We start from the raw sequence: 16,041 nt of genomic DNA on the forward strand, positions 1-16,041 counted from the left end.
CACGGTCCTCGCAACTCCCAACTCGTGAGTGTTGCGAGGACCGCTAGAACCCAAGCAGGGTGCGGGGCCGTCTCCCGGTTCGGCCCTCCGCGCACCGGTCCTGGCGCGGACGCCGCGGTGCGGCACCAGAAGGGCCCGGGGCGACGATGTCTGAGACCAGGTGCCCGTGGCTGGGAACCGTCACCCCCCTCTATGGTCGTCTCGCCATGGTGAGCGGGCCGATCGAGCGCGCTCGCACAGGGGAACGAGCACCGCCCATGGGGGAAAGATGTCCACTGTCCACCGGCCGCCGACAGCCGTCGTCCGGCCTCTGCGCGCCGTCCTCGGCATCGTCGTCACCGTACTGACGGCCACGGCGCTCGCCGGCTGCGGCGGCGAAGGACAACAGAACACCACGACGAAGGAGCGCAGAGGGGGTGCGGCCCCCTCACCGACCGCCTCCGCCGCGCCCTCGTCGTCGAGACCCGTCGGCGCCCTGCCCGACGCCTACGACTTCACTCCCGCCCCGGAGCGCATACCGAGAACGGCGGCCCAGGCCCGGGTCCTCACGCGCAACGCCTCGCTCACGCCAGCCGACTGGTCACCGGGGATGGTCCGGCACGACCCGTATGAGCTGGCCGGCACCTGGCCGGTGCTGCCCGACACCTGCGTATGGACCCGCGCGGGCCTGCCCGAGGGGGTGCTGGACAGCTACAGCCGCCGCATCGATCTGCCGGCCGAGGACGGCAAGGGGCGCGTGCAGGGATCGGTGACGGTCACCGTGCACCGCGACGACGCGAGCGCTGACCGGGAGTTGAAGGACACCGTCCAGGAAAGCTTCCGTTGCCCCGTGCAGGACCTCGGGGGCGGGCAGCAGCTCCACGGGCTGATGTCGATGCACCTCGACCCCAAGGACGTCAAGCACGCCGACGCCACGCTCTTCGAAGCCGGCACTTACTCAGGACCCTCCTCCGAGGGAGCCCAGTCCTACGTGTGGACCAAGTCCCGTATCGGACCCGTCACCACGGCCGTTTCCGTCAAGGGCGCCACGGGATACACGGCCAGTGACCTGATGCGGCTCGCCGCGGAGGCCGGCGCGAAGATGCTGTACCGGGTGGAGCTGGCACTGAAGTGAGCCATCTGCAGCCCCTCGCACCGGGGGATCCGGCGCGCATCGCCGGCTACCGCGTACTGGGCCGGCTCGGGACGGGCGGCATGGGAGTCGTTCTGCTCGGCCGGTCGGCGGGCGGTACGCTCGTCGCCGTCAAGCTGATCCGGGCCGAGTACGCGGACGACGCCTCCTTCCGCGCCCGGTTCCGGCGCGAGGTCGCCATCGCCCGCCAGGTGCGCACTCGTTACGCTGTTCCGGTCGTCGACGCGGACACCGAGGCCGCCGCCCCGTGGCTGGCGACCGCGTTCGTGCCGGGGCCGTCGCTGGCCGACGCCGTCGGGGCCGCCGGACCGCTGCCGGTGCGCAGCGTATGGGCGCTGGGCAGGATGCTCGCCGAGGCACTGGAGGCGGTCCACACCGCGGGCACGGTGCACCGGGACGTCAAGCCCGGCAACGTCCTGCTCGCACCGGACGGTCCGCGCCTCATCGACTTCGGCATCGCCCGCGCGCTGGACGACACCGTGCTCACGGCCGCGGACGTGGTGGTCGGCTCTCCCGGCTTCCTGTCCCCGGAGCAGGCCCAGGGCCGGCCCGTCGGGCCGGCCAGCGACGTCTTCTCGCTGGGCTGCGTGCTCGCCTACGCGGCGACCGGGACCCGGCCCTTCGGCAGCGGTCCCGTCGAGGCCGTGCTGTTCCGTACGGTGTACGACCCGGCGCGTCTCGACGGCGTCCCGGCGCGGCTGCGGGCGGTTGTCGAGGCGTGCCTGACCAAGGAACCCGCTGGGCGCCCCACCGCCGCGCACCTGCGGGCCGTCTGCGCGCAGGACGGCACCGAAGAGGCCTGGCTGCCTCACTCCGTCACCCACCTCATCGCCGAACGCTCGGCCCGGATGCTGAGCCTGCCGGAGATCGACGCGACCCACGTCGACAGCCCGGCACCGACCGTCCCGTCCATCGGATCGGACACCACGCAGGACGTCAGGCCGCCGGGCAGGCGGCGGGCGCTCACCTACCTGGCCTCCACAGCCGCCGGTCTCGCCGCCGCCGGGACATCGGCGTGGCTGATCGGCCGCGCCGATGACAGCGCCGCCCGCGGCAGCGGCACGCGAACGCCCGCGCTGCGCCTCGGACTGCAGGCCGACCTCAGCGGCCCCGGGCGTCAGCAGGGCAGAGCCAACGAGCAGGGCGTCCGGCTCGCCGTCGCGGAACACAACGCCCGCGACGGCAATCCGTTCACGCTGGCCCTGACCACTGTCGACGACCGGGGCGACCCGTCGGCCGCGGAGGCCGCCGCCCGCCGCCTCGCCGCCGACGAGGAGATCGTCGCCGTGATCGGCGCGAGCGGCGCGGAGGCCGTCGGAGCCACGATCCCCCTCTACGACGCGGCGGGGCTCACCCTCCTCAGCGTGCTCGACGGCGACATCCGCCACATCAACCGCGTCTTTCTGTGTGCCAGACCCAGCAACGCCCTGCAGATGTACCCGGTCGCGCAGTACCTCGGGCTGCACGACCTCGACGACATCGCCCTGGTCGACGACGAGAGCGAGTACGGGCGCCAGGTGACCCGCTTCTTCGGTGAGGCACTGCGGGGTGAGGGCGGGCGCACCGTCCTGCCGGTGACGGTCCCCGCGCACGGCAAGGACACCGGCTCCCTGGTCCGGGCCATGGCCGCGCGGTCTCCCGGCGCCGTGGTCTACGGCGGCGAGGCCGAGGGCATGGACGGCTTCGCCCGGGCGCTGGCGGGGACCGGATACCGCGGCCCCCGCATCGCCAGCCAGGCGGCCCACGACTCCCGCTTCCCCGCGCGGGCCGGGGCCGCCGCCGACGGCTGGATCGTCGTGTCCACGGCCACTGATCCGGCGGCCGCGCCGTCGGCGCGTGATTTCACCCGGGCGTTCCGTACCCGCTACCGGACGGATCCGCCCGCCTTCGCCGCCGAAGCCTATGACGCGGTGCGGCTGATCGCCTCCTGCGTACGCGGCCTGGGACGGCCCCGGCCGACCCGGCACGACCTGGTGCCCGTACTGCGGAACACGCGGCACAGGGGCGTGTCGAAGACGTATGCCTTCGAGCCGGAGAACGGCGGATACGTGGGCACGGGCGTGTTCTTCTACCGCGTGGCCGCGGGGCGTTTCCGTTTCCTCGGCGCCGATCCCCGAACGGTGTGATCCGCCGCCCGCGCAGCGGGCGGCGGACCGGTCGAGTGGTCCGCCGCCCTGTGCCGGTTCCCGTACTCGGGGCCGAGCGGTGGAGCGAGGGCCGTGACCCTGGCTGAGCGGCGCGGCTCGGCGGTCGTGCTCGTCAGTCGACCGGCCAGGTGTGGGCCGGGGCGTTGAGGTGCATGTAGTCGATGTAGAGCTGCGTCATGCGGCGCAGGGCGTCGTGGCGGCCGGTGGCGGAGCGGGCCGCGTGGTGGAACATCTCCTTCTGCCACACCGCCCCGTTGCGGGCGGTGACGCAGCGCTGCTCGATGACGCCGAGCAGGGGTTCGCGCCAGGCGTCGTCCATGCCGGAGCGCTCCAGGCCCCGGTGGGCGAGGGGCAGCAGGCGGCGCAGGACGAGTTCGGGTGCCGGGACCTCGCCCATGCCGGGCCAGTAGAGGCGGGCGTCGATGCCGTGGCGGGCGGCCGCGTGCAGGTTGTCCTCGGCGGCCGCGAAGGACATCCGCGACCACACGGGCCGTTCCTCTTCCACCAGGGCGCGGGTGAGCCCGTAGTAGAAGGCGCCGTTGGCGAGGGTGTCGGCGACGGTCGGGCCGGCGGGCAGGACCCGGTTCTCGACCCGGACGTGCGGTTTGTCGTGGGCGATGGCGTAGACCGGACGGTTCCAGCGGTAGATCGTGCCGTTGTGCAGGGTCAGCTCGCCCAGGTCGGGGATGTCGCCGCGCTCCAGCGTCTCCAGGGGGTCCTGCTCGTCGCACAGGGGCAGCAGGGCCGGGAAGTAGCGCAGGTTCTCCTCGAAGAGGTCGAAGACGCTGGTGATCCAGCGTTCGCCGAACCAGACCCGGGGCCGCACGCCCTGCACCTTGATCTCCTGCGGGCGGGTGTCGGTCGCCTGCTCGAACAGCGGGATACGGGTCTCGTGCCAGAGCTCCTTGCCGAACAGGAACGGCGCGTTGGCCGCCAGCGCCACCTGGATCCCGGCGATGGCCTGGGCCGCGTTCCAGTAGCCGGGGAACTCCTCCGGGGAGACCTGGAGGTGGAACTGGGTGCTGGTGCACGCCGCCTCCGGGGTGATCGTGTCGGCGTAGGTCCGCAGCCGGTCGACGCCGTCCACCTCGATGTGCAGGTCCTCGCCCCGGGCCGCGAAGACCTGGTCGTTGAGCAGCCGGTAGCGGGGGTTCTCCGAGAGCGCCCGCTCACCGACGTCCTGCTGGCGCAGCGTGGGGAGGATGCCGACCATGATCAGGTGCGCGCCGACCGACCGGGCGCGTTCGTCGGCGTGGTTGAGCGCGGCGCGGATCTCGGACTCCCAGGCGTCCGGGCCGCCCTCGGTCAGCCGGCGGGGCGGGACGTTGATCTCCAGGTTGAACCGGCCCAGCTCCGTCGACCACGCCGGGTCCGCGATCGCCTCCAGCACGTCGCTGTTGCGCATCGCCGGCTCGGCGGCGTCGTCCACCAGGTTCAGCTCGATCTCCAGCCCCACCTGCGGCCGCCCGGACTCGAACCGCGCCTCGCGCAGCATCCGCGCGAACGCCTCCAGGCACCGCTGCACCTTGATCCGGTAGCGGCGGCGGTCCTCGCGGGTGAAGACCACCGCCGGGACGTCCCGTCCCATCGGGCCTCCCGAGTCCCCCCGGAAACCTGTCGTCTCCAGCGTCGCACCGGGTGGGCGAGATGTCAGCGCCAGCCGAAACGGCGGTCCACCACCGCCGAGAACTCCTCCAGGGTCAGCACCGCGTCCCCGTTCTGGTCGGCCGCGTCGAACAGCGCCGAGGAGGCGTCCGCGTCCCCCACGGCCCACAACGGCAGGACGCCCGAGGCGGCCAGGGTGGGGCCCTTGGTGCGCAGGGCGGTGATCACCTCTTCGCGGGTCAGGGTCCCGTTCTGGTCCAGGTCGAGCGCCTCGAACAGCTTCCTGGCTTTCTCACTCATGGTGTCGTCCTCGTCCTGGGTACGTCCGGAAGGCCCCGCGGAGCCGACGGCTCGGGCCCCCAGGAAGACCGTAGTTCCCTCGGTTCCGTTCAGTGCGGGGAGGGCCAGTCGTAGCCCTGCGACTCGACGCGGACGCCGCCCGCCGCCGCGGGGCCACCGGCCTGGGCGGCCGGTGCGTGGTCCTCGGGGGCGGCCGGTGCGGGGTCGGGGGCCGCGTCGAGGAATCGCGTGGGTCTCGTCGGACAGGGCCGCCAGGTCGCGGACCAGGCCCAGCTGATGGGCGCACCAGGCGCCGGCGTTGTCCTTCAGGGGGGCGTAACTGCTGGTGTGCCGGTGGATGATGCCGCCCGCGACGCGGTTGTGCTCCGCGCGTTCCGCCATGTCGCGGTCGTGGTGGCAGACGTTGCGCAGCCCGTGCAGCTGGGACGTGCGGCCGTCCCGGAAGGGCGCCGCGAGCTGGGGCAGGTGCGGTCGGCGGCCGACCCGTCGGCGAGCAGCGCGGGCAGCGGCCCCTCGGCCCACCGCGCGCAGGTGCTCCGCGGCCAGCACGACCTCGAACTCGACACAGCACGTACTCCGCCGCGTCGTCCGCCCCCCGGACATCCGCAGTCCCCCTCGACGACCAATGGACTCAGAAGGTAACTGGACGAGCGCCGCGGGACCGGCGAGCGGGAAAACCGGCGGCGACGAGTGCACGGGCTCGTCGCCGCCCGGCGGTCAGAGACGCTCGGGCGTCCTGATGCCCAGCAGGGCCATGCCCCGGTGCAGCGTGCGGGCCGTGATGTCGCACAGGAACAGGCGGTTCTCGATCTGCTCCCCGGTCTCCGCCTTCAGCACCGGGCACTTGTCGTAGAAGGACGTGTACAGCGACGCCAGCTGGTACAGGTACGACGCCAGCTTGTGCGGGGCGTACTCGCGCGCCGCCTCCGCGACCGTCTCCGCGAACGCGTCCACGTGCAGGCCCAGCGCGCGCTCCGCCTCGTGCAGCGCCAGCTCCGGGCGGGCCTGCGGGCCGGTCTCGCCGGCCTTGCGCAGGATCGACTGGATACGGGCGTAGGCGTACTGGAGGTAGACCGAGGTGTCGCCGTTCAGCGAGACCATCTGGTCCAGGTCGAACTTGTAGTCCCGGTTGGCCGAGGTGGACAGGTCGGCGTACTTCACCGCGCCGATGCCCACCTGGGCGCCGCGCTCGGCGATCTCCGCCTCGGACAGGTCCTGGGCCTTCTCCCGGACGACGGCGGAGGCGCGGTCGATCGCCTCGTCCAGCAGGTCGACCAGGCGGACCGTCTCGCCCTCACGGGTCTTGAACGGCTTGCCGTCCTTGCCGAGGACGGTGCCGAAGGCCAGCTGGTACGCCGTCACCTCGTCGTTGAGCCAGCCCGCCCGGCGGGCCGTCTCGAAGACCATCTTGAAGTGCAGCGACTGGCGGGCGTCCACCACGTAGATCAGGCTGTCCGCCTTGAGGTGGAAGACGCGGTCGCGGATCGCGGACAGGTCGGTCGCCGCGTAGCCGTAGCCGCCGTCCGACTTCTGCACGATCAGCGGGACCGGCTTGCCGTCCGGGCCCTTGACGTCGTCGAAGAAGACACACAGCGCGCCCTCGGAGCGGACCGCCACGCCGGACTCCTCCAGCAGGCGGCAGGTCTCCGCGAGCATGTCGTTGTAGCCGGACTCGCCGACGATGTCGGGGTCGCGGACCTCCAGGTCCAGCTTCTCGAAGACCGAGAAGAAGTAGATCTTCGACTCGTCGACGAACTTCTGCCACATGGCGAGCGTGTGCGGGTCGCCGGCCTGGAGGTCCACGACGCGGCGGCGCGCCCGGGTCTTGAACGCGTCGTCGGAGTCGAACAGCTTGCGGGCGGCCTTGTAGAGGCGGTCGAGGTTCGACATCGCCTCCTCGCCGCTGACCTCGGCGGCCCGGTGGTCCAGCTCGTGCGGGTGCTCGTCGAGGTACTGGATGAGCATGCCGAACTGGGTGCCCCAGTCGCCGATGTGGTGCCGGCGGACCACGTTCTCGCCGGTGAACTCCAGGAGCTGGACGACCGAGTCGCCGATCACCGCGGAGCGCAGGTGGCCGACGTGCATCTCCTTGGCCACGTTCGGCTGGGCGTAGTCGATGACCGTCGTGCCGGGGTGCTCCGCGCGCGGCACGCCGAGGCGGGCGTCGGGGTCGGCGGCGCGGGCGGCGAGGTTCTCGGTGATCGCCCGGTCGGTCACGGTGACGTTGAGGAAGCCGGGGCCGGAGACCTCGACGTCCTCGATGACGTCGCCGGTGGTGATCCCCGCGACGACCCGGACCGCCAGGTCACGCGGGTTCGCCTTCGCCTTCTTGGCCAGCGCGAGGATGCCGTTGGCCTGGAAGTCGGCCCGGTCGCTTCGTCGCAGCAGCGGGTCGACCCCGTCGGCCTCCGGGAGGGCGGAGGCGAGGGCGTCGGCGAGGCGCTGGTGGACGGAGGCGGTGAGGGACGTGACCGAGGCCATAGGAATGGGTGCCGTTCTCCTCGTGGGTTCGGATAGACACGGTCAGTATCCCATGGGGGCTGAAGCGGTTTCTCACAAGGCGTTTTCGCCGTTGCCGTCGGAGCTGGGAGAATGAGGACCGCCAGCCGTTGACCGTACCGGCTGCCTCAGGAGAAAGAAGGACGTGCCGATCGTGGCTCAGAGCACCGAGACCACCGACTGGGTCTCCCGTTTCGCGGATGAGGTCATCGAGGAGTCGGAGCGCCGGGCCCCGGGCAAACCCGTCGTCGTCGCGTCCGGGCTCTCCCCCTCCGGACCCGTCCACCTGGGCAACCTGCGCGAGGTCATGACCCCGCACCTGGTCGCCGACGAGATCCGCCGGCGGGGTCACGAGGTCCGCCACCTGATCTCGTGGGACGACTACGACCGGTACCGCAAGGTGCCCGCCGGGGTCGAGGGCGTCGACGAGTCCTGGAGCGAGCACATCGGCAAGCCGCTGACCTCCGTGCCGGCGCCCGCCGGGTCGCCGCACGCGAACTGGGCCGAGCACTTCAAGGCGGCCATGGTCGAGTCGCTGGGCGAGCTGGGCGTCGAGTTCGACGGGATCAGCCAGACGGAGCAGTACACCTCCGGGGCGTACCGCGAGCAGATCCTGCACGCGATGCGGCACCGGGGGGACATCGACGCCGTCCTCGCGCAGTACCGCACCAAGCCCAAGGGCGGCGGGAAGCCGCAGCAGAAGCCGGTCGACGAGGCCGAGATCGAGGCCGCGGAGGGGTCCGGGGCGGCCGGCGAGGACGACGGCAGCTCCGGTACCGCCGGGTACTTCCCGTACAAGCCCTACTGCGGCAACTGCGAGAAGGACCTGACCACCGTCATCTCCTATGACGACACCACCACCGAGCTGACGTACGCCTGCACGGCCTGCGGCTTCTCCGAGACCGTCCGGCTGAACGAGTTCAACCGCGGCAAGCTGGTCTGGAAGGTCGACTGGCCGATGCGGTGGGCGTACGAGGGCGTGGTCTTCGAGCCGAGCGGTGTCGACCACTCGTCGCCGGGCTCCAGCTTCCAGGTCGGCGGCCAGATCGTCGGCATCTTCGGCGGCGAGCAGCCGATCGGCCCGATGTACGCGTTCGTCGGTATCTCCGGGATGGCGAAGATGTCCTCCTCCCGGGGCGGGGTGCCCACCCCGGCCGACGCGCTGAAGATCATGGAGCCGCAGCTGCTGCGCTGGCTGTACGCCCGGCGCCGGCCCAACCAGTCGTTCAAGATCGCCTTCGACCAGGAGATCCAGCGGCTGTACGACGAGTGGGACAAGCTCGACGCCAAGGTCGCCGACGGCTCCGCGCTGCCGGCCGACGTGGCCGCGCACGCACGGGCGGTCGGCACCGCCGCCGGCGAGCTGCCGGGTACGCCGCGGCCGATGCCGTACCGGACCCTGGCGTCCGTCGCCGACATCACCGCCGGGCACGCGGACCAGGCGCTGCGCATCCTCAGCGAGCTGGACCCCGACCAGCCGCTCGGCTCGCTCGACGAGGTGCGCCCCCGGTACGACCGGGCGGAGGCGTGGATCAACACCCACGTGGCCGCCGACCAGCGGACCGTCGTGCGCGAGGAGCCCGACACCGAGCTGCTGGAGTCGCTGGACGAGGCGTCCCGGCAGTCGGTGCGGCTGCTGCTCGACGGGCTGGCGGAGCACTGGTCGCTGGACGGCCTGACCCACCTCGTCTACGGGGTGCCCAAGGTCCGGGCCGGGTTCTCCGCCGACGCCACGCCCAAGGAACTCCCGCCGGAGATCAAGACGGCCCAGCGGGCGTTCTTCGCCCTGCTGTACCACCTGCTGGTGGGCCGGGACACCGGGCCCCGGCTGCCCACGCTGCTGCTGGCGGTGGGGCAGGAACGGGTGCGGCGCCTGCTCGGCGGATAAGCGGTCACGGCAGAAGGGGCCCTCGCGACGGGGGCCCCTTCGTCATGTCCTCCCGCCGGTGCCCGCCTACGCGATGTGGTCCTCCTCCAGCTCCGCGTAGTGGCGGTTGGTGAACTGGTTGACCAGGCGCTTGGCGTCCGCGCCCTCCAGGCGGATGCCGAACTCCGCCTCGATGTTGTCGACCAACTGGTTCGGCGTCGGATAGCTGCCGTTGATCGACTGCTTGAAGACCTGGTAGTACGCATCGTCGTCCGGCACCGGGGGCAGCGTGCCACCGCCCTCGCCCAGCTCCCGGGTGCGGCCCGGACCCACCGGGATGGGGAACGTGCCGGTGTCCTCCGGGGAGGGCTCCGCAGACGGGGGTTCCTCGTACGGCTGCTGGTACTGCTCCGCCCGACGCTGCTCCTCGTACCACTCGGCGTACGCGGCCTCCGGGTCGTAGTCGGGGTCGTAGCCGCCGTGGTACTCGATGGACTGCGGGTCCCGGGCGTGCAGCCAGAGGTTCTGCGGCTCGGCCTGCCCGTCCGGCAGCGGGGCCTCGGGGGCCTCGGGGACGTCGGCGGCCTGCGGGCGCCGCCCGGCGGGGGGCGCGGCCACGGTCTTCTCGGCGACGGCGGTCACCGGCTCCGCCGCCGTCAGTTGCGGCGCCGGCGGCGCCGGCGGTATCAGCGCCGGCTCGATGCCCGCCGCCGCCAGGCCCGCCGGGGCGGTGTCCGCGAGGGGGACGCCGTACTTGGCCAGGCGCAGCGGCATCAGCGCCTCCACCGGGGCCTTGCGGCGCCAGGCCCGGCCGTAGCGGGAGCGCAGCCGGGCCTGGTAGACCAGACGCTCCTGCTCCAGCTTGATCACCTGGTCGTAGGAGCGCAGCTCCCACAGCTTCATCCGCCGCCACAGCAGGAAGGTGGGGACCGGGGAGAGCAGCCAGCGGGTGAGGCGGACGCCCTCCATGTGCTTGTCGGCGGTGATGTCCGCGATCCGGCCGATGGCGTGCCGCGCGGCCTCCACCGCGACGACGAACAGGATCGGGATGACGCCGTGCATGCCGACGCCCAGCGGGTCCGGCCAGGCCGCCGCGCCGTTGAACGCGATCGTCGCCGCCGTCAGCAGCCAGGCCGTCTGGCGCAGCAGCGGGAAGGGGATGCGGATCCAGGTCAGCAGCAGGTCCAGGGCGAGCAGGACGCAGATGCCCGCGTCGATGCCGATCGGGAAGACGTAGCTGAAGTCCCCGAAGCCCTTCTTCAGCGCGAGCGCGCGTACGGCGGCGTACGACCCCGCGAAGCCGATGCCCGCGATGATCACGGCACCGAAGACGACCACGCCGATGAGAACGCGGTGCATCCGTGTCAGTTGTAGTGGCGCGGCCACCCGTGCTCCCCTCCCACTGCGTGTTGTTGCGCGCCCAACAGGGTGGCACATGTGTACGGGGAGCGGGTGGCCGGACCGGGCACGTCAGCCCTTCCGTGACGCTTCCGGTGACGGCCGGCGATCCACCGCGTTCCCGGGGTTCAGCCCGCCTTCAGCGGGGTGCCGGACGAAGTGGCGGCCGCCGCGGCCGACTTGGCGGCCGACGCCGACGGTGCCGCGGTGCTCCCCGGAGCCGCCGAGGCATCCGTGCCGTTCGCCTCGGTGACCGCGGCCACCGCCTCGTCGGCCGCCTGCCGCGCCGCCTTCATCAGCTCGTCGGCGTCGGGCGTGCTGTCGCCGGCCAGGCCCGCGCCGTTGTAGTCGAGGGTGACGACGACGTTCTCGACGCGCGCCACGACCGTCTGCTGCTTGAAGGCGCCTTCCTTCTTCTTCAGGTCGTAGCGCACGGCCGTCGCCTGGTCACCGGTACCGGTGAGCGGCTCGGCCCCGGTGTTCTGCGCGCCCTCGGCCGACTTCGCCTCGGCGACCTGCTTCGCGTAGTACTCCTGCGCCCGCTGCTCGCCCGTGCCCCGGGTGACGTCGGACTCGAAGCGCAGCAGGGACACGTTCAGCCAGCGGAACTGCGAACCCCTGACGCCGTTGTTGTCGAGGCTGTCCCAGGAACAGCCGGCCCGCAGCGAGACGTCGTCCGAGGTGCTCTCCTTGCCCGACGCGCCGGCCTCGGGGACCAGCTCCTCCAGCGTCTTCTTCGACAGCACCGAGCACGGCTCGGGCAGCTTCGCGTACGCCGCCGCCTGCACCGTGGGCGTGGGGCTCGCGGTCGCGCTTGCCGGGCTTGCGGACGCCTGCTCGGCGTCCGCGCCCGCACCGGAGTCCGAGGAGCAGCCGGCGGCGATCAGCATCACGGGGACGGCCGCCGCGCCCGCAAGGACGCGGCTGAGGCGGCTGGCTCGCAGGGTGCGCTGGTCGGCTCGCTGTGCTCGTCGCTGCATGGTTCCTTCACTCATGACGCTCGGGTTACGGGTCCGAGGGGCCACGGTACGCGGTGGCACGAGGGCGCGGACGCGGTTCGGCCGCTTCGCCCGGGGGCCCGCTCTGCGGTTACTCCCCGAGCGAGTCAGCCAGCTCCGCGGCCAGTTTCCGTGCCCTGTCCTGCAGTTCCTTGCTGTCCGGGACGACTCCGACGGTCGCCGGCTGCTCCTCGTACACGATGGTCACGATGACGTTGGACGTGCGGAACGCCACAGTCACCGTGCGCTGCGTGGCCGTCGAACCGGAGCTGCTCAGCTCGTCGTCGAGGAACGCCTCGTCGGCGAGGTCGTCCAGGACACGGGGTTGCAGGGCGATGGGGGTGGCGCTGGAGGCGGGGTCCGGCGTGCCGCTCGCGGTGCCGCCGAGGGTGGCCGAGGGGCCGCCCTGGGGGGAGTTGGGGGAATCCGGGCCGGTGGAGCCGGTGGAGCCGGTGGGGCCGGTGGGGCCGGTGGCGGACGGGGAGGCCGTCCCGGCCGGGGACGGCGGCTGCGTCTCCGTCACCGTGGGCTCCGGCAGGTCCGCCGCCGTGCGCCGGGCCGCGAACAGCTGCTGCGCCTGGTCGTCGTCGCTGACCGCGCTGTCGTACGACACCACGCGCTCGAAGTCGACGAACAGGTAGTCCGTGGCGACGGTGGACTCGACCTTCCAACGGCAGCCGACCTTGCGGTCGTTGTCGTAGGTGAGGGTGGCCCGGCCCTGGTGGGCCTGCTCGCGCTGTTCCGCGTCGGCGATCTGCTGGATGCCGGGCAGCAGCGAGCCGAGGGTGTCCTGACGGACCGCGCCGCAGGGCTCGGGCAGGGTGCGGTAGCGGCCGGGTTCGGCCGCCGCGGGCGCCGTGCCGGAGCCGCCCTGGTTGGCGTCGTCCGTGGAGCCGCCGTCGTCCGGGCCGCCGGTGCAGCCGGCGAGCAGGGCCGCGAGGAGCGCGGCGACGCCGGTTACGTACGCCTTCCGCTGCACGGTCAGGCTCCTCTCGCAGGTTAATCGCTTGCTGTCCCGGGGCTCGCCCTGGAGACAATGTGTATCGCACGCACTGCTGTGAACGCCGGTCCGTTGTCCTTTACGTCGACCTTGCGTCGGTATTGCGTTTCCAGGCTTTGAACTTCTTTCGGGGGAATGAGGACGTTATGTCGTATGTCGAGATACCGGGCGCGAAGGTGCCGATCCGGATGTGGACGGACCCCGCGACGGTCGAGGAGGGTGCGCTCCAGCAGCTGCGGAACGTGGCGACCCTGCCGTGGATCAAGGGGCTCGCGGTCATGCCGGACGTGCACTACGGCAAGGGCGCGACCGTCGGGTCGGTGATCGCCATGCGGGGTGCGGTGTGCCCGGCGGCGGTCGGGGTCGACATCGGCTGCGGGATGTCCGCGGTGAGGACCTCCCTGACGGCGAACGACCTGCCGGGGGACCTGTCCCGGCTGCGCTCGAAGATCGAGCAGGCCATTCCGGTGGGGCGGGGGATGCACGACAGCCCCGTCGACCCCGGGCGCTTCCACGGGCTGGCGACGGCCGGATGGGACGACTTCTGGGGCCGGTTCGGCGGGGTGGCCGAGGCGGTGCGGTTCCGCGAGGAGCGGGCCGCCAGGCAGATGGGAACGCTGGGCGCGGGGAATCATTTCGTCGAGGTGTGCGTCGACACCTCCGGCGCGGTGTGGCTGATGCTGCACTCCGGCTCCCGCAACATCGGCAAGGAACTCGCCGAGCACCACATCGGCGTCGCCCAGCGGCTCCCGCACAACCAGGGCCTGGTCGACCGCGACCTCGCCGTCTTCGTGGCGGACACCCCGCAGATGGCGGCCTACCGCAACGACCTGTTCTGGGCGCAGGAGTACGCGAAGTACAACCGCTCGCTGATGATGGCGCTGCTGAAGGACGTGGTGCGCAAGGAGTTCAAGAAGGCCAAGCCGGTCTTCGAGCAGGAGATCTCCTGCCACCACAACTACGTGGCGGAGGAGCGGTACCAGGGGATGGACCTGCTCGTGACCCGCAAGGGCGCGATCCGGGCCGGCGCCGGCGAGTACGGCATCATCCCGGGCTCCATGGGCACCGGCTCGTACATCGTCAAGGGCCTCGGCAACGAGACGGCCTTCAACTCGGCCTCGCACGGCGCCGGCCGGCGGATGAGCCGCAACGCCGCCAAGCGGCGCTTTACCGTCGAGGACCTGGAGGAGCAGACGCGGGGCGTGGAGTGCCGCAAGGACTCCGGCGTGGTGGACGAGATCCCGGGCGCGTACAAGCCGATCGATCAGGTCATCGACCAGCAGCGGGACCTCGTCGCGGTCGTCGCCAAGCTGCGGCAGGTCGTCTGCGTGAAGGGCTGATCCGTACTCAGCTCTCCCGGTACAGCTTGGTGTTGGAGGCCTGGGCGCGGGGGCGGACCACCAGCAGGTCGATGTTGACGTGGCTGGGGCGGGTGACCGCCCAGGTGATGGTGTCGGCCACGTCGTCGGCGGTGAGGGGGCCGGGGACGCCCTCGTAGACCTTGGCCGCGCGCTCCGCGTCGCCGTTGAAGCGGGTCAGCGCGAACTCCTCGGTCCTGACCAGGCCGGGGGCGACCTCGATGACCCGGACCGGCTCGCCGAGCAGTTCCAGGCGGAGGGTCTCGGCGAGGACGTGGGCGCCGTGCTTGGCGGCGACGTAGCCGCCGCCGCCCTCGTAGGTGCCGTGGCCGGCGGTGGAGGAGACCACGACCACCGTGCCGTCGCCGCTCGCGACCAGCTTGGGCAGCAGGGCCTGGGTGAGGTTGAGGGTGCCGATGACGTTGGTCTCGTACATCCGCCGCCAGTCGGCCGGGTCGCCGGTGGCCACCGGGTCCAGGCCCAGTGCCCCGCCCGCGTTGTTGACCAGCACGCCGATCGTCTGGAAGGCGGTCGCGAACTCGTCCACCGCCGCGCGGTCGGTGACGTCCAGGGGGTATGCCGTCGCCTGGCCGCCGGCCGCGCCGATCTCCTCGGCCAGGGCCTCGATGCGGTCCTTGCGGCGGGCGGTGAGGACGACGCGGTAGCCCGCGGCCGCCAGCTGCCGGGCCGTCGCGGCGCCGATGCCGCTGCTGGCGCCGGTGACTACTGCTATGCGGGACGCGGGCATGGGGGTGCTCCTCGGGTCGTCAGGAGTGGCCTTGCGTGGTCGGGGCCAGGATATGCGGGGGTGGGGGGTGCGGTGATTTCTTCGGCTGCGGGGTGGCGGGTCCGCGGGGGTGGGTCGCGGGGGGTTCGCGTGGTCGGCCGGGTGCGGGGCGGTGGGGCCGGCCGCGCGGTTCCCCGCGCCCCCGAGGGCGGGTCCGTGGCCCCGGGCCGAGGTCAGTTCCCGCGGGGGGACCACATGATCACGGCCATGCCGGCCAGGCAGATCAGTGCGCCCGTGAGGTCCCAGCGGTCCGGGCGGTAGCCGTCCGCGACCATCCCCCAGGCGATCGAACCGGCGACGAAGATCCCGCCGTACGCGGCCAGGACGCGGCCGAAGTGGGCGTCGGGCTGGAAGGTGGCGACGAAGCCGTAGGCGCCGAGGGCGAGGACGCCGCCGGCGATCCACAGCCAGCCGCGCTGTTCCCGCCAGCCCTGCCAGACCAGCCAGGCGCCGCCGATCTCGAAGACGGCGGCGACGAGGAAGAGGGCGGCGGAGCGGAGGGCGAGCACGGGGTCAGCTTTCCATGTCCGGTATCGGGGCCGCGGGTCCGGCCGGACCCCGCTGACCGTGGGGTCGCCGCAGCAGGTGATCGAGAAGACGCTGAGCTTCCGCGAGTACGCCGGTGACTACCAGCGCCGGCTGTTCCTGATCGACCACGCCGGGCTGCCGCTGAAGACCGTGCTGGAACAGCTCGACCTGCTGGGCGAGGAGGTCGTGCCGGTGCTGCGCCAGGAGTTCGCGGCCGGGCGGCCGGCGGGCGTCCCGCAGGCGCCGACGCACGAGTCGCTGCTGGCGGCCGCCGCCGAGGCGGAGAAGGTGAGCGCCGGATGAAACTCGTCGTGGTGTCCGCGGGGCTGAGCGTGCCGTCGTCCACGCGGCTGCCGGGCGACCGGCCGGCCGGCGCCGTGGGCCGGCGGGCGCCGTGGGCCGGCGGGCGCCGTGGGCCGGCG

General features: G+C 72.4%; 12 protein-coding genes and 1 pseudogene. 5 read left to right on the forward strand and 8 right to left on the reverse strand.

The genetic code is table 11. The features are described from left to right. The first annotated feature begins 268 nt into the window (after positions 1-268). Both ACFF45_RS33515 and ACFF45_RS33520 read left to right on the forward strand, forming a co-directional pair. Positions 269-1,114, forward strand: a complete 846-nt coding sequence (locus tag ACFF45_RS33515; protein ID WP_381350730.1) for a hypothetical protein — start codon at positions 269-271, stop codon at positions 1,112-1,114. Positions 1,115-1,119: 5 nt separating this feature from the next. Further along, complete coding sequence (locus ACFF45_RS33520; protein ID WP_381350742.1) at positions 1,120-3,258, forward strand: bifunctional serine/threonine-protein kinase/ABC transporter substrate-binding protein; 2,139 nt, start codon at positions 1,120-1,122, stop codon at positions 3,256-3,258. A 133-nt stretch (positions 3,259-3,391) separates the two neighbouring features. Here the strand turns inward: ACFF45_RS33520 and ACFF45_RS33525 are convergent, their stop codons facing one another. The 3 genes from ACFF45_RS33525 to argS form a co-directional block, all read right to left on the reverse strand. Further along, on the reverse strand, positions 3,392-4,867 hold the full coding sequence (locus tag ACFF45_RS33525) for a glutamate-cysteine ligase family protein (protein WP_381350731.1): 1,476 nt from the start codon (positions 4,865-4,867) through the stop codon (positions 3,392-3,394). Positions 4,868-4,929: 62 nt separating this feature from the next. Next, positions 4,930-5,184 carry an EF-hand domain-containing protein gene (locus ACFF45_RS33530; RefSeq protein ID WP_381350732.1) on the reverse strand — a complete coding sequence of 85 codons (255 nt, stop codon included), beginning with the start codon at positions 5,182-5,184 and terminating at the stop codon, positions 4,930-4,932. A gap of 717 nt (positions 5,185-5,901) precedes the next feature. Next, a complete protein-coding gene (argS, locus tag ACFF45_RS33535) occupies positions 5,902-7,665 on the reverse strand; it encodes an arginine--tRNA ligase (RefSeq protein ID WP_381350733.1) in 1,764 nt (587 codons plus the stop codon). A gap of 163 nt (positions 7,666-7,828) precedes the next feature. Here argS and lysS point away from each other — a divergent pair, with 163 nt between their 5' ends. Beyond that, positions 7,829-9,571 (forward strand): lysine--tRNA ligase, encoded by a 1,743-nt coding sequence (gene lysS / locus ACFF45_RS33540; RefSeq protein WP_381350734.1) that lies wholly within the window; start codon positions 7,829-7,831, stop codon positions 9,569-9,571. 66 nt (positions 9,572-9,637) lie between these two features. Here lysS and ACFF45_RS33545 read toward each other — a convergent pair whose 3' ends face one another. The 3 genes from ACFF45_RS33545 to ACFF45_RS33555 all read right to left on the reverse strand — a co-directional run bounded on the left by ACFF45_RS33545 (position 9,638) and on the right by ACFF45_RS33555 (position 12,925). Further along, the gene (locus tag ACFF45_RS33545; RefSeq protein ID WP_381350735.1) at positions 9,638-10,909 is read right to left on the reverse strand and encodes a DUF2637 domain-containing protein; all 1,272 of its coding nucleotides are present in this window, start codon (positions 10,907-10,909) and stop codon (positions 9,638-9,640) included. 167 nt (positions 10,910-11,076) lie between these two features. Further along, on the reverse strand, positions 11,077-11,928 hold the full coding sequence (locus ACFF45_RS33550; RefSeq protein ID WP_381350736.1) for a DUF3558 family protein: 852 nt from the start codon (positions 11,926-11,928) through the stop codon (positions 11,077-11,079). Between the two features lie 109 nt (positions 11,929-12,037). Further along, positions 12,038-12,925, reverse strand: a complete 888-nt coding sequence (locus ACFF45_RS33555) for a DUF3558 domain-containing protein (protein WP_381350737.1) — start codon at positions 12,923-12,925, stop codon at positions 12,038-12,040. 167 nt (positions 12,926-13,092) lie between these two features. Between ACFF45_RS33555 and ACFF45_RS33560 the strand changes: the two genes are divergently transcribed. Continuing rightward, positions 13,093-14,286: an RtcB family protein gene (locus ACFF45_RS33560; RefSeq protein WP_381350738.1), complete on the forward strand. Its 1,194-nt coding sequence runs from the start codon at positions 13,093-13,095 to the stop codon at positions 14,284-14,286. Between the two features lie 7 nt (positions 14,287-14,293). Here ACFF45_RS33560 and ACFF45_RS33565 read toward each other — a convergent pair whose 3' ends face one another. Both ACFF45_RS33565 and ACFF45_RS33570 read right to left on the reverse strand, forming a co-directional pair. Continuing rightward, positions 14,294-15,052, reverse strand: a complete 759-nt coding sequence (locus tag ACFF45_RS33565; RefSeq protein WP_381350739.1) for an SDR family NAD(P)-dependent oxidoreductase — start codon at positions 15,050-15,052, stop codon at positions 14,294-14,296. A 212-nt stretch (positions 15,053-15,264) separates the two neighbouring features. After that, a complete protein-coding gene (locus ACFF45_RS33570) occupies positions 15,265-15,600 on the reverse strand; it encodes a YnfA family protein (protein WP_381350741.1) in 336 nt (111 codons plus the stop codon). A gap of 43 nt (positions 15,601-15,643) precedes the next feature. On the opposite strand from ACFF45_RS33570, the pseudogene ACFF45_RS33575 reads away from it, so the two are divergent. Continuing rightward, positions 15,644-15,922 (forward strand): annotated as a pseudogene (locus ACFF45_RS33575) (5,10-methylene tetrahydromethanopterin reductase); the annotation flags it as partial. Between the last annotated feature and the right edge of the window lie 119 nt (positions 15,923-16,041).

Source organism: Streptomyces cinereospinus (assembly GCF_042430725.1).
Taxonomy (GTDB): domain Bacteria; phylum Actinomycetota; class Actinomycetes; order Streptomycetales; family Streptomycetaceae; genus Streptomyces; species Streptomyces cinereospinus.